Annotated in this window: 19 protein-coding genes and 1 riboswitch; of the genes, 8 read left to right on the top strand and 11 right to left on the bottom strand. The window is 71.5% G+C overall.

Annotated elements, in window-relative coordinates; translation table 11 throughout:
* Positions 1-81 precede the first annotated feature (81 nt).
* The 4 genes from ABTZ03_RS32350 to ABTZ03_RS32335 form a co-directional block, all read right to left on the bottom strand.
* Positions 82-1,851 carry an ABC transporter substrate-binding protein gene (locus ABTZ03_RS32350; protein WP_350516700.1) on the bottom strand — a complete coding sequence of 590 codons (1,770 nt, stop codon included), beginning with the start codon at positions 1,849-1,851 and terminating at the stop codon, positions 82-84.
* Positions 1,852-1,917: 66 nt separating this feature from the next.
* Positions 1,918-2,907, bottom strand: coding sequence for an ABC transporter permease (locus tag ABTZ03_RS32345; protein ID WP_350516699.1), 990 nt, complete (start codon positions 2,905-2,907; stop codon positions 1,918-1,920).
* A 466-nt stretch (positions 2,908-3,373) separates the two neighbouring features.
* Positions 3,374-4,327, bottom strand: coding sequence for an enhanced serine sensitivity protein SseB C-terminal domain-containing protein (locus ABTZ03_RS32340; protein WP_350516698.1), 954 nt, complete (start codon positions 4,325-4,327; stop codon positions 3,374-3,376).
* A gap of 115 nt (positions 4,328-4,442) precedes the next feature.
* Complete coding sequence (locus ABTZ03_RS32335) at positions 4,443-5,249, bottom strand: enhanced serine sensitivity protein SseB C-terminal domain-containing protein (RefSeq protein WP_350516697.1); 807 nt, start codon at positions 5,247-5,249, stop codon at positions 4,443-4,445.
* Positions 5,250-5,459: 210 nt separating this feature from the next.
* Positions 5,460-5,564, top strand: a riboswitch (glycine riboswitch).
* A 244-nt stretch (positions 5,565-5,808) separates the two neighbouring features.
* Between ABTZ03_RS32335 and gcvT the strand changes: the two genes are divergently transcribed.
* From gcvT to ABTZ03_RS32310, 5 genes are all read left to right on the top strand, one after another.
* A complete protein-coding gene (gcvT, locus tag ABTZ03_RS32330; RefSeq protein ID WP_350516696.1) occupies positions 5,809-6,930 on the top strand; it encodes a glycine cleavage system aminomethyltransferase GcvT in 1,122 nt (373 codons plus the stop codon).
* A gap of 111 nt (positions 6,931-7,041) precedes the next feature.
* The gene (gene gcvH / locus ABTZ03_RS32325) at positions 7,042-7,425 is read left to right on the top strand and encodes a glycine cleavage system protein GcvH (protein WP_350516695.1); all 384 of its coding nucleotides are present in this window, start codon (positions 7,042-7,044) and stop codon (positions 7,423-7,425) included.
* A gap of 81 nt (positions 7,426-7,506) precedes the next feature.
* Positions 7,507-8,775: a serine hydroxymethyltransferase gene (gene glyA / locus ABTZ03_RS32320; RefSeq protein ID WP_350516694.1), complete on the top strand. Its 1,269-nt coding sequence runs from the start codon at positions 7,507-7,509 to the stop codon at positions 8,773-8,775.
* Between the two features lie 160 nt (positions 8,776-8,935).
* The gene (locus tag ABTZ03_RS32315; RefSeq protein WP_350516693.1) at positions 8,936-10,303 is read left to right on the top strand and encodes an L-serine ammonia-lyase; all 1,368 of its coding nucleotides are present in this window, start codon (positions 8,936-8,938) and stop codon (positions 10,301-10,303) included.
* Between the two features lie 105 nt (positions 10,304-10,408).
* Positions 10,409-10,549, top strand: coding sequence for a hypothetical protein (locus ABTZ03_RS32310; RefSeq protein WP_350516692.1), 141 nt, complete (start codon positions 10,409-10,411; stop codon positions 10,547-10,549).
* Here ABTZ03_RS32310 and ABTZ03_RS32305 read toward each other — a convergent pair.
* Together ABTZ03_RS32305 and ABTZ03_RS32300 are read right to left on the bottom strand one after the other, a co-directional pair.
* A complete protein-coding gene (locus ABTZ03_RS32305; RefSeq protein WP_350516691.1) occupies positions 10,546-12,096 on the bottom strand; it encodes a DHA2 family efflux MFS transporter permease subunit in 1,551 nt (516 codons plus the stop codon). The genes ABTZ03_RS32310 and ABTZ03_RS32305 overlap by 4 nt on opposite strands.
* A 25-nt stretch (positions 12,097-12,121) precedes the next feature.
* Positions 12,122-12,715, bottom strand: a complete 594-nt coding sequence (locus tag ABTZ03_RS32300; RefSeq protein WP_350516690.1) for an NADPH-dependent FMN reductase — start codon at positions 12,713-12,715, stop codon at positions 12,122-12,124.
* A 144-nt stretch (positions 12,716-12,859) separates the two neighbouring features.
* Between ABTZ03_RS32300 and ABTZ03_RS32295 the strand changes: the two genes are divergently transcribed.
* The 3 genes from ABTZ03_RS32295 (at position 12,860) to ABTZ03_RS32285 (ending at position 14,736) form a co-directional block, all read left to right on the top strand.
* Positions 12,860-13,603: a TetR/AcrR family transcriptional regulator gene (locus tag ABTZ03_RS32295; RefSeq protein WP_350516689.1), complete on the top strand. Its 744-nt coding sequence runs from the start codon at positions 12,860-12,862 to the stop codon at positions 13,601-13,603.
* Positions 13,604-13,724: 121 nt separating this feature from the next.
* A complete protein-coding gene (locus ABTZ03_RS32290) occupies positions 13,725-14,225 on the top strand; it encodes a GNAT family N-acetyltransferase (protein WP_350516688.1) in 501 nt (166 codons plus the stop codon).
* Between the two features lie 61 nt (positions 14,226-14,286).
* Positions 14,287-14,736: a hypothetical protein gene (locus tag ABTZ03_RS32285; protein ID WP_350516687.1), complete on the top strand. Its 450-nt coding sequence runs from the start codon at positions 14,287-14,289 to the stop codon at positions 14,734-14,736.
* Between the two features lie 107 nt (positions 14,737-14,843).
* Here the strand turns inward: ABTZ03_RS32285 and ABTZ03_RS32280 are convergent, their stop codons facing one another.
* The 5 genes from ABTZ03_RS32280 to ABTZ03_RS32260 form a co-directional block, all read right to left on the bottom strand.
* Positions 14,844-15,704: a DMT family transporter gene (locus ABTZ03_RS32280; RefSeq protein ID WP_350516686.1), complete on the bottom strand. Its 861-nt coding sequence runs from the start codon at positions 15,702-15,704 to the stop codon at positions 14,844-14,846.
* A gap of 789 nt (positions 15,705-16,493) precedes the next feature.
* Positions 16,494-17,039, bottom strand: coding sequence for an ATP-binding protein (locus ABTZ03_RS32275; protein ID WP_350516685.1), 546 nt, complete (start codon positions 17,037-17,039; stop codon positions 16,494-16,496).
* 159 nt (positions 17,040-17,198) lie between these two features.
* The gene (locus ABTZ03_RS32270; protein WP_350516684.1) at positions 17,199-18,425 is read right to left on the bottom strand and encodes a L,D-transpeptidase; all 1,227 of its coding nucleotides are present in this window, start codon (positions 18,423-18,425) and stop codon (positions 17,199-17,201) included.
* Positions 18,426-18,588: 163 nt separating this feature from the next.
* Positions 18,589-19,827, bottom strand: coding sequence for a L,D-transpeptidase (locus ABTZ03_RS32265; protein WP_350516683.1), 1,239 nt, complete (start codon positions 19,825-19,827; stop codon positions 18,589-18,591).
* A 186-nt stretch (positions 19,828-20,013) separates the two neighbouring features.
* Positions 20,014-21,222 (bottom strand): L,D-transpeptidase, encoded by a 1,209-nt coding sequence (locus tag ABTZ03_RS32260; RefSeq protein WP_350516725.1) that lies wholly within the window; start codon positions 21,220-21,222, stop codon positions 20,014-20,016.
* Between the last annotated feature and the right edge of the window lie 184 nt (positions 21,223-21,406).

Raw genomic sequence — 21,406 nt, 5'->3', positions numbered from 1 at the left:
GCCCGCCGCCGTCCGGGGTCTTCCGGACGGCGGCGGGCGCCGCTGCCTTCACCTGCCTTCAGGGATGCGGAGCCAGGCTCTTTACTTGGTGCTGCCGATGTTCAGGTAGTCGTACTCACCCGAGAAGGCCGCGGTGGAGGTCACGTTGGTCGCGCTGTCCGGGCGGAACAGGAAGACCTTGAAGTCGGTCAGCGGGACGTAGACCGCGGCGTCCATGACCTTCTTGTCGATGTCGCCGTAGATCTTCTCGCGGGCGGTCTTGTCCGGGTTGATCGCGGCGTCGTCGAGCATCTTGTTGACGGCCGGGTCGTTCAGCTGGGCGAGGTTGCTGTTGCCGGAGGCCTTGATCGCGCGGCCGTCGACGATCTGCTGCAGGAAGCCGTAGCCGGTCGGCCAGTCGGCGCCCCACTGCATCATCATCAGACCGATGTTGTGGTCCTGGGTGAACTGCGGCGCGCCGGCCGAGTCGGTCAGGTACTTGCCCTGCGGGAACTGCTGGATCTCGACGTTGATGCCGACCTTCTTCAGCTGCGCCTGGATCTGGGTGGCCGCGGCGACCTCGGTGGCGCGCTCGGTGCGGGCGGTGAGGACGGTGCTGAAGCCGCCGTCCTTGCCGCAGGCCTTCAGGGAGTCCTTGGCCTTGGCCTCGTCACCCTTGTTGTCCTTGGTCTCGTACAGGTTGAAGTCCTGGTGGCCCGGGATGTCCGGCGGGAGCACGGTGTTGGCCACCTGGCCGCGGATCGGGCCGCCGAGCGCGGTCTGCACCGCGACCTTGTCGATCGCGAACTGGACGGCCTTGCGGCAGTCGACGTTGTCGAACGGCGCGACCTTGGTGTTGATCGCCATGTAGACCAGGCGGCCGCCGTAGGCGTTGTCGGTCTTGGCCTTGAGCTTGGAGTCGCGCAGGATCTGCGCCTGGGTCTGCGGGTCGACGCCGCCGCCGACCAGGTCGACCTGGGCGTTGCCGGCGATCAGGTCCTTGTCGATGGTGGCCTGGTCGATGTTCATCTTGAGCACGATCTTGTCCGGCAGCTGCTTCCGGATCGGGTCGGTGCTCTTGTCCCAGTTGGTGTTCGGCACCAGGACGGCCTGCTTGCCGTCCTCGTAGGACTGGAACTTGAAGCTGCCCGAGGACACGATGTGCTTCACGTAGTCGGCACCGGTGTCCTTGGCCTGCGGGACCGGCGCGGTCTGCGGGGCGCTGACCAGGTAGTCGAAGTCGGCGAAGGGGTGCTGGAGGTGGAAGACGATCGTGGTGTCGTCCGGCGTCTCGATCGACTTCAGGTCGCCGGTCTTGTCCTTGTACGGACCCTGGTACGGCGTCGGGTTGTCGACCAGCAGGTCGTGGAAGTACGTCGGGCCGTTGGAGTTCACCTCGGGCGCGAAGTTCGAGCGCTCCACGGCGTACTTGACGTCCTTGGAGCTGATCGGGGTGCCGTCGTCGTACTTCAGGCCCGCGCGCAGCTTGTACGTCCAGGTCAGGCCGTCGGGGCTGACCTGGCCCATCGACTCGGCGAGGTCCGGGACCAGCTTGTTGCCGTCCGCGCCGGGCCCCGGGCTGAAGGTGGTCAGCGGACGGGCGTACAGGCGCGAGAAGTTGTAGATGTACGCGTAGTAGGTGTTGCCCGGGTCGAGGGAGTCCGGGGTGCCCTTCATCTCGTAGGTGACCGTCCCGCCCTTCTTGTCCGAGACGTTGACAATCTGCTTGGTGCCCGCGTCGGCACCGCTGCCACTCGCGTCGTTGGAGGAGGAGGACGAGCTTCCGCCCTTGGAGCTGGACGTGCAGCCGGTGACGACCAGGACCGCGGCGGCGGCCACGGCGGTCAGTGCGACGGTACGGGACCTACGCATGGGTGGGATCAACCCCTTGAGGATGTGGAGGAGGGAGTGCCTGACGTCGGATCAGTTGTCCGCGGGTCAGTTGCTCTTGGGATCGAGGGCGTCACGCAGCCCGTCGCCGAGCAGGTTGAACGCGAGCACGGTGATGAAGATCGCCACACCGGGGACCACCATGTACTGGGGGTCCACCTGGTAGTAGTTCTTCGCGTCGGCCAGCATGCCGCCCCAGGAGGACTGCGGGGGCTGGATGCCGACGCCGAGGAAGCTCAGCCCGGCCTCGAAGAGGATGTTGGTCGGGATCAGCAGGGTCGAGTAGACCAGGATCGGGCCGACCAGGTTGGGCAGCAGCTCCTTGAACAGGATGAACGGGCCGCGGGCGCCGAGGCTGCGGGCCGCGTGGACGAACTCCCGCTCGCGCAGTGAGAGGGTCTGCCCGCGCACGATCCGGCCCATGTAGGGCCAGTTGAAGAAGCCGATCACGAAGATCAGCACCATGATGTGCAGCGGGAGGCCGTGCAGGCCGAACGCGCCGCCCTGGAGCGAGGCGGAGATCGCGATGGCGAACAGCAGCAGCGGGAACGCCAGGAAGACGTCCATCAGCCGGCTGATCAGGGTGTCCACCCAGCCGCCGTAGTAACCGGCCATCACGCCGAGCACGGTGCCGATGGTGTTGGACAGCACGGTCGCGCCGAAGGCGACCAGCAGGGAGACCCAGGAGCCGTCGATCACGCGGGCGAGCAGGTCACGACCCTGCAGCGGGTCGACGCCGAGCGGGTGGTCCGCACTCATCCCGCCCCAGTCCCCGAGCGGGAGTCCACCGAGGTTGGCGTCCAGCAGGTCGGTGTTCGACGCATCGGGGTCAAGCCCGAACAGGGACTCCAACGGCCCGGACAGGACGGCCAGGAGGATCAGCAGGATCACCACGATGCCGCCGGCGACAGCGGCCTTGTCCCGCTTGAAGCGGATCCAGGCGATCCGACCGAGGGAACGGCCCTCGATCGTCTTGGCCGGGCTCGGGGAGGGCGGTGCCTCCGGTTCGTTCCCGGCGGTGGAGATGGTTGTGGTCATGGTCAGTTGGTCCCCTCGCCGACGGTGGCCGGCCCACGGGCGCCGGGCGCCGGGATCGGCGGTACGGCTGGCTGCGGACGTGCGGAGGTGCTAGGAGCGGGTGTTCGCGGCAGTACGACGTGCACGGGTACTGCCACCACGCGGGATGGGCGTCGCGTGGATCGAGCGGTCGGCGTGCGCGTTCACCTTCGTGGGGTTTCCAGTACGCGCGATGCGTTGCGCAGAACTCTCTGCCATCCGAACTGGCTTGCGCCAGCCCTGCCAACCGACAGATGCCCAACTGTGATCTGCCCGCATGCACCTCCCCGATCTTCGGCATATACCTCTTCACACGGCTGTAAGCGCCATGTCAAGATGTGCCCGCATCAGGGTTGGAAAATTCGTCCGGAAAGCATCGAAGTCGACCTGATGGCGAATCAAGTCGGCTCCATGCCAAAGGTTTTATCGAGTTCCGGGGTTTCGCCGATCAGCGGCCCGGGTATCCGGGCCACGGCCGCTGGGGCTGCTGCCCCCAGCCCGGCGCGGGCGGCTGGGTGCCGTACGGGGCGTACCCCGACACCGGCTGCCCGGGCCCCGGCTGACCGGGCAGCGACTGCCCCGGGTACGACGGCGAGACCTGCGGGTACGGACCGGACGCCGGCCGCCCCGCCTCCCGGTCGAAGAACGGCCGCGCGTTGGCGCGCATCCACAGCGCCACCGGGTCGTACTCGTCCGCCATCGCCACCGTGGACACCGCGAGCCCCTCCGGGGCCACCGCGATCGCCCGCTGCATCAGCGCCCGCACCGCCTCCACGGCCGGCGGCGAACTCTCGTACAGGTCCAGGCCGATCGCCAGGTACGGCTCCCCCACCGCCGGCCGCACCCAGGCCCGGCGCAGCGCCCGCACCGCGCGCACCTCACCGGCCTGCCGCTCCAGCACTGCGAAGAACTGCTGGGCGTTCACCTGCGGCTCGCTCAGCTGCAACGGACCGGCCGGCAGCCGGTCCAGGCCCGCGGCGATCCGCCGCAGGTCCGCCCACGGCACCCCGACCCCGCCGCCCGGGGCGTGCGGATTCAGCCACAGGCCCCAGCGGGTGCGGTACAGCGAAGCGGCGATCTCCGGCCCGGAGATGACCTCGTGGGCCCGCGCCCAGCCCGAGGCCGCCAGCTGCTCGGGCGAGGTCACGGCCGGCGCGTAGCCGTGGCCGCTGATCTCCATGTTCCCGTACTGCGCGTCCGGACTGCCCGGGGTGCCGTGCCAGAGCAGCATCCAGACCCGGCCCTCGGCCAGCGCGTGCAGCAGCCGCTCGTACGCGTCGAAGCGCTCCGGCGCGACCTCGCGCAGCACCTGCTCCAACGCGCCCGGATCCGCTCCCGGGCGCCCGGCCGGAGCCTGGCCCCAGGGCCCCGGCACCCCGCCCGCTCCCGTTCCCGCACTCATGCGCCCACCTCGCCGCGCCTCTTTCCTGAACCCGCCGGCCCGTCAGCCGCCTGCACGCACCCTATGGCGCGGCACCGGCCACCGCCACGGCGACGTGCCTGTGATGGAACCCCGCTCACACCCGCGAGTAGAAGGGCATGACCTGGGTGAGCAGCCACTCGACCACCGGGTCGTCGACGAGGTCGAGCAGTACGAGGTGGACGCCGCCCGGCAGCGGCGCGGTTCCCAACGCCCGCCCGAGCGCCTCGTTCACCGCACCCGGGTCGGCCGGGGCCGCCGGGTCCAGCTGGACGCCCACGAACATCACCGTCGGCTCGCCCTCGACGCTGGCCAGCGCCCGGCGCGCGGTCAACACCCCGGGGAGGGCCGACAGTTCCGCCCGGCAGGCGGCCAGGAAGTGCTCCGGGTCCTCGCCCGGCACCGGCTCGCGCAGCGCCACCCGGCCGCCGGCCGGCGCCCCCGGCGCGCTCTCGGTGTGCTCCCAGCGGTCGTCCCGCGGGCCGCGGCGCAGCTCGGCCACGCCCTGCGGCGGCACCGGGATGCCCACCGCCGCCTCGGGGTTGACCGCGATCCCCACCCCCAGCGGCAGCCCGCGGGCGAACTCCCAAGCCGGGGCGACCGCGAAGGCCATCCCGGGCGCCTGCTGGAGGAACACCTCCTGCGAGGAGAACACCGGCACGTACGGGGCCCCGGCCAGCTCGACGGTCGGCAGGTCCAGCCCCTGCCCGCCCGGGTCGCCCCCGGCCGGCAGCGGGATCCACACCTGGCTGCGGGCCAGCACCTCGATCACCCGCGGCGTCGCCCCCGGGTCCCCCAGCGCGGCGGTCAGCACCTGCTCCAGCTCGTTCGCCGGCCACGCACCGCCCGTCGGCGCCGCCTCCGGCCCGCCCCACCCCTGCTGCTGCTCCACCGGGTACCCCATGCGCCGCGATCCGCCCTCGTGCAAGGTCGGCCGCCCACTGCTGCGCCGACGCGGAGAAGTTTAGGGCTCGTGTTCGCCCGCTTGTCCGGTCCCGGTGCTCCCTCGCCCGCGTGTGACCGGGTCCCCTCTCCCCTCGTGCGCGCGGACGTGCCATGATGTGCGCGTCCGACGGCATGCGCCGCGGGCCCCCACAACTCCACACCGGCCGCTCGAACCCGCGCGGGAGAGCCCGGAGTGCCCCTCAGGAGGCACAGCCGGCGCCGAAGGAGCAAGTCCTCCCCGGAATCTCTCAGGCCCCCCTACCGCGCGGGTTAGGCACATCTGGAAAGCGGCGCACGGCCCGGTCGTGCGCCCACCCACGGTGCAAGCCGCCGTCCCGTCCCCGATGCTGGAACCAGCTGGTGCTGGTCACAGCCGAGGGCGGACGGCGGTGAAGCTCTCAGGTCCGACGACAGATGGGGAGACCCACGCCGCCGCATGCCCGCGCGCAGGGTCGGCCCCGAACGGGCCCGGTCCGGCGCGTGCACCCCTGAGTGCCCCGACCGAGGAGTTCCTGGCCATGTCGTCCCTCCGCCTGACCGCGCTCGACGCGCTGCACCGCGCCCTCGGCGCGACCATGACCGACTTCGCCGGCTGGGACATGCCGCTGCGTTACGGCAGCGAGCGCGAGGAGCACCTCGCCGTCCGCACCAAGGCCGGTCTGTTCGACCTCTCGCACATGGGCGAGATCACCGTCACAGGCCCGCAGGCCGGCGAGATGCTGGACCACGCGCTGGTCGGCTTCGTCTCCGCGCTCGGCGAGCTGCGCGCCCGCTACACCATGATCTGCGCCGAGGACGGCGGCATCCTGGACGACCTGATCGTCTACCGGCTGCGCGAGGACGCCTTCCTGGTCGTCGCCAACGCCTCCAACGCCCAGCTGGTCCTGGACGAGCTGATCGCCCGCGCCAAGGGCTTCGACGCCGTCGTCACCGACGACCGCGACACCTACGCGCTGATCGCCGTGCAGGGCCCGGAGGCCACCGCGATCCTGACCGAGAACACCGACGCCGACCTGCCCGGTCTGAAGTACTACGCGATCCTCCCGGCCACGGTGGCCGGCCAGGACGTGCTGCTGGCCCGGACGGGCTACACCGGCGAGGACGGCTTCGAGATCTTCTGCGCCCCGGCCGACGCCGAGTCGGTCTGGCAGGCGCTGACGGCGGCCGGCGAGGGCCGCGGCCTGGTCCCGTGCGGCCTGTCCTGCCGCGACACGCTGCGCCTGGAGGCGGGCATGCCGCTGTACGGGCACGAGCTGTCCACCGACCTGACCCCGTTCGACGCCGGCCTGGGCCGGGTCGTCCGCTTCGACAAGACCACCAACGAGGGCGCCTTCGTCGGCCGCAAGGCGCTGGAGCAGGCCGCCGCCGCGGCCGAGAGCAACCCGCCGAAGGTGCTGGTCGGCCTGGTCTCCGAGGGCAAGCGGGTGCCGCGCGCCGAGTACACCGTGGTCTCCACCGACGGTGCCCCGATCGGCCGGATCACCTCCGGCGCGCCGTCCCCGACGCTGGGCAAGCCGATCGCGATGGCCTACGTGGACGCGGCCCACGCCACCCCGGGCAGCACCGTCGCGGTGGACGTGCGCGGCAAGCACGAGCCGGTCCAGGTCGTGGCGCTGCCGTTCTACAAGCGCGCCCGCTGACCAACCGCCGAGGCCGTCCCGGCCCCGCCGTTTTCCCATCGACGCACGTCGGAGCCGTCCGTGCGGCGGCCCGCTGCGTCGTACCCGCTTCCCATCCTGGAGAATGACGCCATGAGCAACCCCCAGCACCTGCAGTACACCAAGGAGCACGAGTGGCTGACGGCCGCCGACGCCGACGGTGTCTCGACGATCGGCATCACCAAGCACGCCGCCGACGCGCTCGGTGACATCGTCTACGTGCAGCTGCCCGCGGTCGGCGACACCGTGACCGCCGGTGAGACCTGCGGCGAGCTGGAGTCCACCAAGTCGGTCAGCGACCTGTACTCCCCGGTGACCGGCGAGGTCGTCGAGGTCAACCAGGACGTCCTGGACGACAACGCCCTCGTCAACAGCGCCCCGTTCGAGGGCGGCTGGCTGTTCAAGGTGCGGGTCGAGTCGACCGACGAGCTGCTCAGCGCCGACCAGTACAACGCGCTCACCCACGCCGAGGGCTGAGCCGCCCGTAGGGGCGGTCCGCCGCAGGCCGGGCCGCCCCGCTCCACCGTCCCTCCGCTCTCCTCCCGGGAAGACCACACCATGACGGTTCTGAACCAGTCCCTGCACGCCCTCGACCCGGAGATCGCCGCCGCGGTCGACGCCGAGCTGCACCGCCAGCAGACCACCCTGGAGATGATCGCCTCCGAGAACTTCGCCCCGGTGGCCGTCATGGAGGCCCAGGGCTCGGTGCTCACCAACAAGTACGCCGAGGGCTACCCCGGCCGTCGCTACTACGGCGGTTGCGAGCACGTCGACGTGGTCGAGCAGATCGCGATCGACCGGATCAAGGCCCTGTTCGGCGCCGAGCACGCCAACGTCCAGCCGCACTCGGGCGCGCAGGCCAACGCCGCCGCGATGTTCGCGCTGATCCAGCCGGGCGACACCATCCTGGGCCTGAGCCTGGCCCACGGCGGTCACCTGACCCACGGCATGAAGATCAACTTCTCCGGCAAGCTCTACAACGTGGCCGCGTACCACGTCGACGAGAAGACCGGCCAGGTCGACATGGCCGAGGTCGAGCGCCTCGCCAAGGAGCACCAGCCCAAGCTGATCATCGCCGGCTGGTCCGCCTACCCGCGCCAGCTGGACTTCGCCGCGTTCCGCCGGGTCGCCGACGAGGTCGGCGCGCTGCTCATGGTCGACATGGCGCACTTCGCCGGCCTGGTCGCCGCGGGTCTGCACCCGAACCCGGTGCCGTACGCGGACGTGGTCACCACCACCACCCACAAGACCCTGGGCGGCCCGCGCGGCGGCGTCATCCTGTCCAAGGCCGAGTACGCCAAGAAGATCAACTCCGCGGTCTTCCCCGGCCAGCAGGGCGGTCCGCTGGAGCACGTGATCGCGGGCAAGGCCGTCGCCTTCAAGGTCGCCGCCTCGGAGGAGTTCAAGGAGCGCCAGCAGCGCACCCTGGACGGCGCCCGGATCCTGGCCGAGCGCCTGCTGCAGGCCGACGTCGCCGAGGCCGGCGCCACCGTGCTGTCCGGCGGCACCGACGTCCACCTGGTCCTGGTCGACCTGCGCAACAGCCAGCTCGACGGCCAGCAGGCCGAGGACCGGCTGCACGAGGTCGGCATCACCGTCAACCGCAACGCCGTCCCGAACGACCCGCGCCCGCCGATGGTCACCTCCGGCCTGCGGATCGGCACCCCGGCGCTGGCCACCCGCGGCTTCGCGGCCGAGGACTTCCGCGAGGTCGCCGACGTCATCGCCGAGGCGCTCAAGCCCGGCTTCGACGAGACCGTCGCCACCGCGCTGAAGGCCCGGGTCACCGCCCTGGCCGAGAAGTACCCGCTCTACCCGAACCTCTGATCGCCTCGGTGATCGTTCGGGCTTAGGTGACCGGCCTCACTCCGCCGGTGTACCTGGGACCCCGGGGCACCGCGCACACTGGACAGTGCGCGCGGTGCCCCGTCCCGTGTCAGCCCCTGCCCGCAAGTCCTTCCACGAGACCCGACAAGGACGTCCCCCCGTGGCCATCAGTGTCTTCGACCTCTTCTCCATCGGCATCGGCCCGTCGAGCTCCCACACCGTCGGCCCGATGCGTGCCGCCCGGATGTTCGCCCGCCGCCTGCGCTCCGAGGGCCTGCTGGACCGGGTCACCGGCGTACGCGCCGAGCTGTACGGCTCGCTGGGCGCCACCGGCCACGGCCACGGCACCCCGAAGGCCGTCCTGCTGGGCCTGGAGGGCCACTCGCCCCGCACCGTCGACGTCGACCAGGCGGACAAGGACGTCGAGCGGATCATCGCCGAGAAGCGGCTCAGCCTGCTCGGCGAGCACCCGATCGACTTCGACCCCGACACCCAGCTGATCCTGCACCGGCGCCGCTCGCTGCCGTACCACGCCAACGGGATGACCCTGTGGGCGTTCGCGGCGGACGGCTCGACCCTGCTGGAGAAGACCTACTACTCGGTCGGTGGCGGCTTCGTCGTCGACGAGGACGCGATCGGCGCGGACCGGGTCAAGCCCGACGACACCGCGCTGAAGTACCCCTTCCGCACCGGCGACGAACTGCTGCGGCTCAGCCGGGAGACCGGGCTGTCGATCTCCGGCCTGATGCTGGAGAACGAGAAGGCCTGGCGCAGCGAGGAGGAGATCCGCACCGGGCTGCTGGAGATCTGGTCCGTGATGCAGGAGTGCGTGCGGGCCGGCATGAGCCGCGAGGGGATCCTGCCGGGCGGGCTGAAGGTCCGCCGCCGGGCCGCCGCCGCGGCGCGGGCGCTGCGCGCCGAGGGGATCGGGCCGGCCAACGCGATGGAGTGGGTGACCCTCTACGCGATGGCGGTCAACGAGGAGAACGCCTCCGGGCGCCGGGTGGTCACCGCGCCGACCAACGGTGCGGCGGGCATCATCCCCGCCACGCTGCACTACTACCTGAACTTCATCCCGGGCGCCGACGACGACGGCATCGTCCGCTTCCTGCTCGCGGCCGGCGCCATCGGCATGCTCTTCAAGGAGAACGCCTCCATCTCCGGCGCCGAGGTCGGCTGCCAGGGCGAGGTCGGCTCCGCCTGCTCGATGGCCGCGGGCGGCCTGGCCGAGGTCCTCGGCGGCACCCCCGAGCAGGTCGAGAACGCCGCCGAGATCGGCATCGAGCACAACCTCGGCCTCACCTGCGACCCGGTCGGCGGCCTGGTCCAGATCCCCTGCATCGAGCGCAACGGCATGGCGTCGGTCAAGGCCGTCACCGCGGCCCGGATGGCGCTGCGCGGCGACGGGCGCCACCACGTCTCGCTGGACAAGGCGATCAAGACGATGAAGGAGACCGGCGCCGACATGAAGATCAAGTACAAGGAGACCTCGCGCGGCGGCCTCGCCGTGAACGTCATCGAGTGCTGACGGCGGGGGCCTGACGGCCGGCCCCCGGACGGAACCCCGTGCCGTCCGGGGGCCGGCCCGTTCCAGGGCTGACGCGTACCGGAGGTGGGCGGCACGGTGCCCGCCATGAGGATGATCGGCGCGGGGATCCGCGGGTTCTGGTCGGCCGTGGAGACGGGCGACCCGCTGACGCCCGCCGTGACGACCCTGGTGGGCTCGGTCCTCCTCGCGGTCGTGCTGGCCGTGCTGCGGGGCAGGCGGTCCTAGCGCCGGGCCGCCGGGGCTTTCGCCGGTGCCGCGGACGCCTCCGGCTGGGGCTGCGGGGCCGGGGTCGGGCGGGCCAGGCAGGCGACCGCCGTCGCCACCGTCGCCAGGGCGACGCCGCCGGCCACCGTGCCGTGCAGCCCGCTGGTGACCGCCGTGCCCACGGCGTCCCGGACGGCCGCCGGCAGGCCCGTCAGCGAGGCCGGGGCGAGTCCGCCGCCACCGGTCAGGTGGGCCGCCTCGGTCGGGCCCAGCCGCGCCTCCAGGCCCGCGGTCAGCCGGGTCGTGTAGACCGCGCCGAGGGCGGCCACCCCGAGCGAGCCGCCGATGTTCCGCAGCAGGGTCACCACGCCCATGGCCGCCCCCATGTCCTCGCGCGGGACCGCGCCGATCGAGGTCAGCAGGGTGCTCTGCATCAGCAGTCCGATGCCGATCCCGGCGACCGCCGTGAGCCCGGAGGCCAGGACCACCGGGGTGTCCGTCCCCAGCAGCAGCAGGAGCGCGGCCCCGACCGCCGCCAGCGCCCCGCCCAGCAGCGGGTAGCGCCGCTCGCCGCCGGGCCGGCCCATCAGCCGGGCGGTGACCAGCTGGGTGCCCATCATGCCGAGCATCAGCGGCAGCAGGAGCAGCCCGCCGGTGGTGGGCGAGGCGCCCTGGACGAACTGGAGGTACTGCGGCAGGTAGCCGATCAGGGCGAGCATCACCGCGCCGGTGAGGAAGCCCAGCACCTGGGCCACCGTGAAGTTGCGGCTGTGGAACAGCGCGGGCGGGATCAGCGGTCCGGGGGCGCGCAGTTCGGCGCGGACGAAGCCGGCCAGCGCGAGGGCGGCCACCACGGCCGTCCCGAGGATCAGCGGCGAGGTCCACGGGTACGCCGTCCCGCCCCAGCTGCTGACCAGGGTGAGCCCGAGGATGCCGGTGGTCAGCAGGGCCACCCCGGCCCAGTCGAAGGGGGCGCGGACCCGTTCGGTCTTCTCCAGCCGCACCGCGACGCCGACCGCGACCAGGGCGAACACCCCGACCGGCAGGTTGACGTAGAAGGCCCACCGCCAGCTGAGCCGGTCGGTGAGGAGGCCGCCGAGCAGCGGCCCGCCGACGAAGGCGATCGGCATCAGCACCCCGACCACCGACTGCACCCGGCCCCGCTCGGAGGCCGGCACCAGCACCCCCAGCACCGAGAGCGCGCCGACCATCAGCCCGCCCGCGCCGACCCCCTGGAGTGCCCGGAAGGCGATCAACTCGCCCATGTCCTGCGAGAGTCCGGAGAGCACCGAGCCGAGCAGGAAGACCGCCACCGCCCACTGGTAGGCGCCCTTGCGCCCGTACAGGTCGCCGAGCCGACCCCAGAGCGGGGTGGCGGCGGCGGAGGTGAGCAGGTAGGCGGTGACCACCCAGGCGAGGTGTTCCAGCCCGCCGAGGTCGCCGACGACGGTCGGCAGCGCGGTGCCGATGATCTGCCCGTCCAGGGCGGAGAGGAAGATGCCGAGCATCAGTCCGAGCACGCCGAGCAGCGGTGGTTTGCCCCGTTCCTCGGCCCGTTCCGTGGTCATGGCCGTTCCCCCTTCACTGTCCGGCTCAGACGGTGAACGGGCGGGCCCGCCGGGCGTCCCGCAGCGGCCGGGCCCACCAGTCCAGCTGGTCGAGCATGGTCTTGGCGGCGGTGTCGGCGGCCGGGTCCTTCGGCTTGCCGTCGGTGTCGAAGGCCTGGGCGGCGCCGTGGAAGCTGACCGTGTTGCGGATCGTCACCGCGTTCAACTCGGCCATCACCACCCGAAGTTGCTCGACCGCCCGGAGGCCGCCGGAGAGCCCGCCGTACGAGACGAAGGCGATCGGCTTGCCGTGCCACTGCTGGTTGTGCCAGTCGATCGCGTTCTTCAGCGGGGCCGGGAAGCTGTGGTTGTACTCGGGCGTGACGAAGACGAAGGCGTCCGCGGCGGCCAGCCGGGGCGACACGGCGGCGAGCAACTCGCGCTCCTGCTCCGGCAGTTCGACGCCCCAGGACGGCATCACGGTGGGCAGCGGGGTGGCCGCCAGGTCGACCAGGTCGGCGGTCATGTCGCCGCGGGCCTCCAGGTGGCCGATCAGCCAGTCGGCGACGACCGGGCCGAAGCGGCCGTTCCGGGTGCTGCCGAGGACGACGGCGACATCGAGGTTCTGCTCCGTGGACATGGGGATCCCCCTCCGGGATGTTGTGTACGCCGTATCGGCGCGAGATACAACGTACACACTGACGCGTACGTCGTCCACTCGACAAATACGTTGTACACGCGGAGTGGTACGGTGAAACTCCCCAGCCGGAAGGAGCCCGCCCCCATGCCCACCCAGCAGGCCCCCACCGGGGACGACCACGACCAGCCGCAGCCCTCGCTCTGGGAGCGGCTCGACCGCCCGGCCCCCGCGCCGCGCAGCACCCTCACCCCGCAGCGGATCGCCGAGGCCGCGGTGGCCATCGCCGACACCGAGGGCCTGGACGCCGTCACCATGCGCCGCCTGGCCACCGCCCTCGGTGTGGCCCCGATGGCCGCCTACCGGTACGTCTCCGGCAAGGACGAACTCATCGAGCTGATGGTCGACTCCGTCTACGGCGGACTCCCCCTGGACGCCCCCGCCGCCGACTGGCGCACCACCATGCACGCCCTGGCCGTCCACCTGCGGGCGATGAGCCTCGCCCACCCGTGGATCGCCCGGGCGGCCACCCCGTTCTCCCTCAGCCCCCACCAACTCGCCGTCCCCGAGCGCGCGTTCGCCGCCCTCGCCGGTCACGGCCTGGACGCCGACACCACCATGGCGATCTTCCGCACGGTCGCCATCTACGTCCACGGCTCGTCCGCCACCGACATCGCCCTCCAGGACCTGCGCCGCTCCCGCGGCTGGTCCGACGGCGACGAGACCCGGGTCGGCCTCGCCCCCCGGATGTCCTACCTGATGGGCACCGGCCGCTACCCCGCCTACCAGCAGTACCTGCGCCAGGCCACCCGCAAGGACGACCCCGACTGGCACTTCGAAACCGGCCTGGACTGCGTCCTCGACGGCATCGCCACCCACTTCGGCATCTGACCGGCGTCGGACCCGCCGCGCAGGAAGTCGGCCGGTCCGACTTCTCGCGCGGGGCGACGATCCGGCCAACGGCAACCCGGCAGGCCCAGCCCTCCGGGCAGGCCCCGTACGATCAGATGCCGTGATCACGACCAGGGCAGACGGCTTCACCCTCGACACCGACCCCGCGCGCATCGATCTCGACCGCGTACACCACTGGCTTTCCACGGACGCCTTCTGGGCCCTGGGCCGGAGCCGAGAGACCGTGGCGCTGTCGATCGAGCACTCACTCGTCTTCGGTGTCTACACCCCGGACACTGCCGAGCAAGTCGCGTTCGCCCGAGTCGTGACGGACTACGCCACCTTCGGCTGGCTCTGCGACGTCTATGTCGCCCGTGAGTCACGCGGCCTGGGCATCGGCAGCTGGCTGGCGGACTCGGTCGTCGCGGCGCTGGCGCCCTACCGGCTGAAGCGGTTGATGCTCTCCACGTTGGACGCGCATGAGGTCTACGCACGTGCCGGCTTCTCGGCCGTATCCGAACCGGAGAAGCTGATGTCGATCACCGGGCCAGCCACGTCGACGGTTCCGACCGACTCGGCAACCGGAGGCATAAAGCCACTGACCACAGACCTGAAACGATGACCGCGAAGTACGGGACCAGGGCCTGTTTCAGACGTAGATCGACATCGATAGGGTCCGTCCCATGGTGAAGCCGGTGCTGCGAGCGCGAACGTGGAGCGGAGACTGCTGGGACGACCCTTCCGAGGACGCACTGTTCGATCTACTGAGTGAGATGAATCTGCGCCACCGCTTCGTGATCGTTGAGCGGGTGGACTTGGAGCCGGCGGACCAGTACTACATGCAGGTCTGTCTCAACGAAGACATGAGCTGTCAGATCGAGTTCCGGGAAGGCGGGCCGGACCTCCACTTTCAGGCACGGGTGGACGGGCCGTTCGATCTGTACGGCCATGAGACCGCGGCTCGGGTGCTTCAGGACTGGGCGTTTGGGCGCCCGGGGTGGCGGGACGCCCTGCCTTGGGCTCCGTGGCCCGCGCCCGCCGACCCCTCCCATGAGGACGGCCGCCCGGCGCCGGCCGTCCGATCTGCTCAGAGCCACTCGTTGATGGCCGCGACCAGCACGGTCGCCTCGTAGCGGACGGCGAGTTCGTCGCATCTCGCGGCCACCGTCCGGTGGCGCTTGCCACCCCCCAGGCGCAGGAAGTCGGCGGGTCCGACTTCCTGCGCGGGGTGGCGATCCGGCTAGCGGCGGGTGGGGAGGGTCAGGGCGGCCAGGCCGCCCGCCAGGATGGCGAGGCCGGACCAGGAGAGTGCCGGGAGCCGTTCGCCCAGGGCGGCGACGCCGAGGACGGCGGCTACGGCGGGCTCGGCGAGGGTGAGGGTGGTGGCGGTCTGGGCCGAGGTGTGGCGCAGGCCGTGGCCGAAGAGGCGGTAGGCGAGGAAGGTGGTGATCACCCCGAGGTGCAGCACGACGCCCGCGCCGCGCACCGTGGCCAGCCAACCGTGCGGCTCCAGCGCGAGCACCGGCAGCACCAGTACGGCCGCCGCGCCGAACATCGCGCCCATCACCCCGGCGGACGGACGCCCGGCCGCGATCAGCCGCCCGGCGACCAGCGAGTACACCGCGTAGGAGAGCCCGGAGAGCGCCGCGAGCAGCACCCCCAGCGGGTCCACCGCCCCGCCGGCGCCGGCGAGTTGGGGACCGAGCACCAGCACCGCGCAGCCCAGCACGGCCAGCGCCGTGGCCCCGGTCCACCGGGCGCCGGGGCGGCCCTGCCGGGCGAGCCAGCCGAGCAGGCCGGTGAACACCGGCGCGCTGCCGAGGGCGATCACGGTGGCGACGGCGACCCCGGTGCGGGTCACCGCCGGGTAGAAGGTGAGCGGGTAGCCCACCACGGCCACGGCTCCGAGGGCCAACAGCCACCGCTCCCCCGCGCGGCAGGCGCGGGGCAGCGACCAGGCGGTGCGGTCGGTGAGGAACAGCAGCGCCCCGCCGAGGACGAGTGCGGCGGCCCCGATCCCCGCCGCCGGGGCACCGGCGGGCGCCAGCGAACTGGCCGTCCCGGTGGTGCCCCACAGCAGGGCGGCGGCCAGGATCGGCACCGGCCCGTCGAACGGGCGGGTGCGGCGGGGAGAACGGGGAGCGGGAGAGGTCAGGCGAGCGCGCGCGGGCGCGGACAGGCGATTCGGCACAGTCGTGAACTTCCGTCGTCGAAGACCGTCAAGGGGACTGGTTCCGAGAACGGGCGCACACCACGAATCCCCGGCGCCACACAGGGCCGGGAACGGGGTTCAAACCACCGGAGCGCGCCCGATCAGGCGGCGAGCGGTGGCAGCGCGACGCGCCAGTACGAGTTCACGAGCCCGATGGTACTGGGCGCACATCCGTGCGTCACCACAACGATCAGGGGGCGGAAGCCCGTGGGGAGCACGGGCGGCGCGGGCGGTGTCGTTCCGTACCACGGCAGCTGTCGGCCAACCTTTAGCGACGCACTGTCGACGGTCGACTTCGGCCGCACGATGAACCCGGCACGAACGGCGGCCCGTTCGCACCCCGACCACCCCACCCTCCCGGAGTCCACCCCCGGATGCCGCCGCCGACCGCTCCCCCGCGCGGCCGCATCACCAAGATCATGAATATTCACAGGCGACAGCGTGAACCTATGCAAAATCCAAAGGTGAAGTAGGTTACAAACCTTGCAATCAAAGCCACCCGGTTTGCCCACATGCTGAGATCCATGCGATAGTCGAGCCATCGAACTTCGGCGGGCCCGACCTGGCACTGCCGACGCCCATCGCGCGACACGCACCCCCTTGGCCGCGCGATGACCTGCACGGGCCCCCACCCGCCGGACCACGGCGACACCGGGGGCCCTGCGCGTATCCGGCGCCTCAGCCGCGCTCGCGGACCTTCAGCTCGAACCAGACGCCCTTGCCGAGCGGCAGCAGGTCCGCACCCCAGCGGTCGGCGAGGTCGTCGACGATCTTCAGCCCGCGGCCGCGCTCGTTCACCGGCCGGGGCTCGGCGAGGATCATGCAGGGCAGCGAGCGGGAGGAGTCCCGGACCTCGACCCGCAGCCAGCCGGGCTTGCGACTGACGTGCAGTCCGATGGTGCGCCCGGCGGCGTGCCGCACCGCGTTGGCCACCAGCTCACTGGTGAGCAGCTCCCCGGCCTCCAGGTGCTGGTGGAGCTCCCAGGACTCCAGGACGTTCAGCACCAGCCGACGGGCCACCGGGCCGGACTCCGGCCGGGACGGCAGCCGCACCTCGTTCGGCGCGGACTGGTCGCACAGTCTGCCGGAGTACATCTCCTGCAGCTCCTCGGGACTGAGCCGTTCCAGCGCCGAGAGCGCACTCCGGCCGTCGGTCCACGACGCCTCCGCGACCACGCCGGCCGCCGGAACCGGTGACTGATCTGTTTCGCCCCAACCCGCCATGCGGACCATCATTGCGGAACGCAAGCGGCCGCGTACGGACAATGAGCAAACGATCTCCCCCGAGTCGGCATATGCCCGGGGCAGGAAAGCATCGACCCGGACCGACCGAAGTCAAGCCCGGGTTGACGTGAAACCGCCGTCACCTGGCGGATCGTGCGGCTACCAGTTGCTCCACGGCAGGTTCCAACCGCTCAGCCCGTTCGACGGGTCGAGGGTCTCCTTCTTCACCGAGTTCTTCACGATCACCACGTCCCCGACGAGCGAGCCGTCGTAGAACCTGCCCATCGTGGTGGAGTCCCCGCCGCCCTTGACGTCCTTGAGGCCCACGCAGCCGTGGCTGACGTTGTCCTCGCCGAAGCTGTTGCTCCACCAGTTGCCGTGCACATAGGTGCCCGAGGTGGTCAACCGCATGGAGTGCGGCACCTGGAGGTCGTAGGGCGCGCCGGTCATCCCGGGCAGGGTGCTGGACTGCATCCGCACCGTGCCCTCCTTGGACATGATCACCATGGTGCCGTTCCAGGTCGGGTGGTCGTCCGAGCCAGAAGTGATGTCGATGTCGGTGCTCTGCCCGCCGTCGGCGACCGTCATCCGGTGCGCGGCGGCGTCAACCGTCGAGATCTGGGATCGCCCGATCGTGAAGGGCTCGTCCCGGTCGGAGCCGTACACCCCGGGGGCGATCTCCACGCTCTTCAGGCGGTAGTGCACCGTCACCTTGGTGCCCGGCTTCCAGTACTGCTCCGGACGGAAGTCCAGCCGTCGGTCGTCGAACCAGTGGCCCTTGACCACGGTGCCGTCACTGGTCTCGAACGTGATGCCCTTCAGCACCGCGTCCCGGTTCTTCACGTCCTTGCTGAAGTCCACCGAGACGATCATGCCGACGCCGTAGGTGGCGTTGTCGTCCACGTTGTCGGAGGCCTTCGCCAGCGCCGCCGGGGTCAACGTGGTGAAGCTGCTGTCCGCCTCGGCCACCGCACCGGAAGCGTCCGCGGCCATCGCGCTGACCTGGTAGGCGGTGCCCACCGCGAGCCCGGTGGTCGGGGTCCAGCTGGCGCCGTCCGCGGCGATCGTGCCGGGGACCTCCTTGCCGGACTTGTCGCTCACCTTGACGGTGGTGAGCTTCCCCCCGGTCGCGCCGATCCTGAGCGCGCCCGGCGCCACGTCCACCGCGCCGTTCTTCGGCTCGATGCTCACCGCGGCCGTGGACGCCTTCGGCGCCGCGGTGGAGGGCGCCGTCGTCGCGGACGCGGTCGCCCCGGCCCCGGCTCCCAGGTCGGCCTTGGCGACCCCACTGCCGCTGCCGCCCCCGCTGCCCCCGCCGCACGCGGCCGTCAGCGCCATCGCCCCGCCGACCAGACCGGCGGCCACCACTCTGCGTATCGATCTCAACGCCGTTCCCTCCCTTGCTCCCCGCGGCCACGACGGACCCGAACCGTAGATGTGCCGGACCATCGGAAAGGTTGCGCCGCCCGAGGGGCTTTCTGCCCCGAAAACCGAGCGGCCCGACCACCCCAACGGGTGAGTCCGGGCCGCTCGTCCAGAACCCCCGGGTCTACCAGTTGGCCCAGGTGATGTTCCAGCCGCCCAGCCCGTTGGAGGGCGAGACGGTCTTCTCCTTGCTGTTCACGACCTTCACCACATCGCCGACCATCGACTCGTTGTAGAACGTGCCGGCCGACGAGGAGTCGCTGCCGCCCTGCACGTCCTGCATCGAGATGCAGCCGTGGCTGCCGTTGACGTTGCCGAACGGCATGCCCTTGTACCAGTAGTTGCCGTGCACGAAGGTGCCGGAGGTGGTCAGCCGCATCGCGTGCGGCACGTCCGGGATGTCGTACTCGCCACCCAGACCGACGGTGTGCGAGTCCATGTGGGTGACCTTCTCCTTGGCCATGACCACCATCGTCCCGCTCCAGGACGGCGTCGCGTCGGCACCCATGGTGACCGGCAGAGTACTGCTCTTGCCGTCCCGCTCGACCGTCATCTTGTGGGTCTTGGCGTCGGCGGTGGAGACCATCGAACGGCCGATGGTGAACGGCTCGTCCTTGTCCACGTCCCCGTAGACGCCCGGCGCGACCTCGACGCTCTTCAGCCGGTACTTGATGGTCACCTTGGTGCCCGGCTTCCAGTACTCCTCCGGACGGAAGTCCACCCGGCGGCTGTCGAACCAGTGGCCCTTGACCACGGTGCCGTTGTCGGTCTGGAACGTGATGCCCTTCAGCACCTCGTCCTTGTTCTTGACGTCCTTGGTGAAGTTCACCGAGACGATCATGCCGACGCCGTAGGTGGCGCCGTCGGCGATGTTGTCGTTGGTGGACACCTTCTTGTCCGGCGTCAGCGTGGTGAACGAGGTGGTCGACGCGGACACCAGCCCGGCGTCGTCCTTGGCCTGCGCGTCCACCTTGTACGCCATGCCGACCGCGAGCGCCGCGGCCGGCTTCCAGCCGGTGCCGTCCGGGGTGATCGCCCCCTCGACGGGCTTGCCGTTCTTGTCCGTCACCTCGACCGTGGTCAGCTTGCCGTTGCTGACGGACACCTTCAGCGCGCTCGGCGCGACGTCCTGGGCACCGTCCTTCGGCTCGACCGCGAGCACGGCCGCCGAGGCCTTCGGCGAGGCCGCGCTCCCCCCGGGGGCGGCCGTCCCGTTCGCGTCCGCGGACGCCGTCGCGGCGGCGTCCGCGGACTTCCCGCCCTTGTCGTCGTTGCACGCCGCGGTCAGCAGCAGCACCCCGCCCATGGCCAGCGCCATCGCACCTCTGCGTATCGCGGCCCCGGCCGTCTTCCCCGTCTTCACGGAATCTCCCCTCCCGATGTTCACTCACTTGACGCGGCGAGCACCCCGAGAAGTTGCACCGGATCCCGATCTTTCGTAGAGCCGATCGCCCGCTCGCCGGTGGTGCGCTCCCGGGGCGGCCTCCGACGCGCCGGAGCAGGATAGCCGGGCCCTCCCGGTGAACTCCGGGGGGAGGTGTGAAGACCGCTACCGCAGGGCGCTCCCGGCCACCCACTGGTCCCACGGCACGTTCCAGCCGTTCAGCCCGTTCGACGGCGGGACGAAGTCCCCGGCCGACGCCTTCACCTCCAGCACGTCCCCCGGGACGGTGTGCTCGAACAGCCAGCCCGCCGGGGTGTCCTTGCCGGTGCCGCCCTTGCTGTCGGCCAGCCCGATGCACCCGTGGCTGGTGTTGGCGGTGCCGAACACCCCCGGATCGGCCCAGTAGTTGCCGTGCACGAAGGTGCCGGAGGTGGTCAGCCGCATCGCGTGCGGGACGTCCTTGATGTCGTACTCGTCGCCCATGCCGACGCTCTGCGAGTTCATCCGGGTCACCTTGTACTTCTCCGACACCACCATCACCCCCCGGTAGGTGGAGTGGTCGGGGCTGCCGCCGGACACCTTGAGCACCTTCACCACCTTGCCGCCCGCACCGGCCCGGACGGTCAGCGTGTGCGCGTCCAGGTCCACCGTGGACACCTGCGCCCGCCCCACCGTGAAGTGCAGGTCCCGGTTCTGGCTGCCGAACTCCCCCGGCGAGCCCTGCACGTCCTTCAGCCGCAGCGCCACCGTCACCCTGGTGCCGGCCGCCCAGTACTGCTGCGGGCGGAAGTCCAGCCGCTGGTTGCCGAACCAGTGCGCGGCCACCGGCACCGGCGGGTCCGCGCCGACCTGCACGGCCCGCTCCACCGCCGCCCGGTCCCCGATCGGCCGGCTGAACCGCAGCGAGACCGGCATCCCCACCCCGACCGTCGACCCGTCCTCCGGCGTGAAGAAGGCCACGAAGGTGTGCGCCCGGGCCACCGTGGAGAACGCCGAGTGCTGGGCGGCCCGTTGACCCTGGTCGTCCTCCGCGACCGCGTCCACCGTGAACGCCGTACCGAGCGGCAGCGGTCCGTCCGGCGCCCAGCCGGCCCCGTCCGCGCCGATCGTCCCCGGCAGCTCCGTCCCCTTCGCGTCCGCCAACCGCACGGACACCAGCCGCCCCTGGGTCACATTCACCCGCACCGGCCCCTCCGGCGGCACATCCTGCGCCCCGTCCGCGGGCAGCGCACTCAGCACCGCCCGCGACGGCGGCGGCGCCGGAGTACGCGGACCGCCCCCGACCGCGTCCCCGCCCGTCCCACCAGAAGAGCCCCCACACCCGGCGAGCACCGCCAGGCCACAGAGCCCCGCCGCAACCCGCCGCGCCCACATCCCCACTCGGCGCCGCATCCCGGGGCCTCCCACTGTTCACGTCCGATGCCCACGGAACAACGACAACCCTCCCGACAGAGACACGCCAACCCCCGAAACACCAGCCCCGCCCGTCCCACCAGACGCGCCCCCACACCCCGCGCGCACCGCCAGGCCACCGAGCCCCGCCGCAACCCGCCGCGCC

The sequence above is a fragment of the Kitasatospora sp. NPDC096077 genome, assembly GCF_040303245.1.
Classification (GTDB): Bacteria; Actinomycetota; Actinomycetes; order Streptomycetales; family Streptomycetaceae; genus Kitasatospora.
The sequence above is the reverse complement of the archived record's forward strand: the minus strand, read 5'-3'. Positions and strand labels throughout refer to the sequence as shown.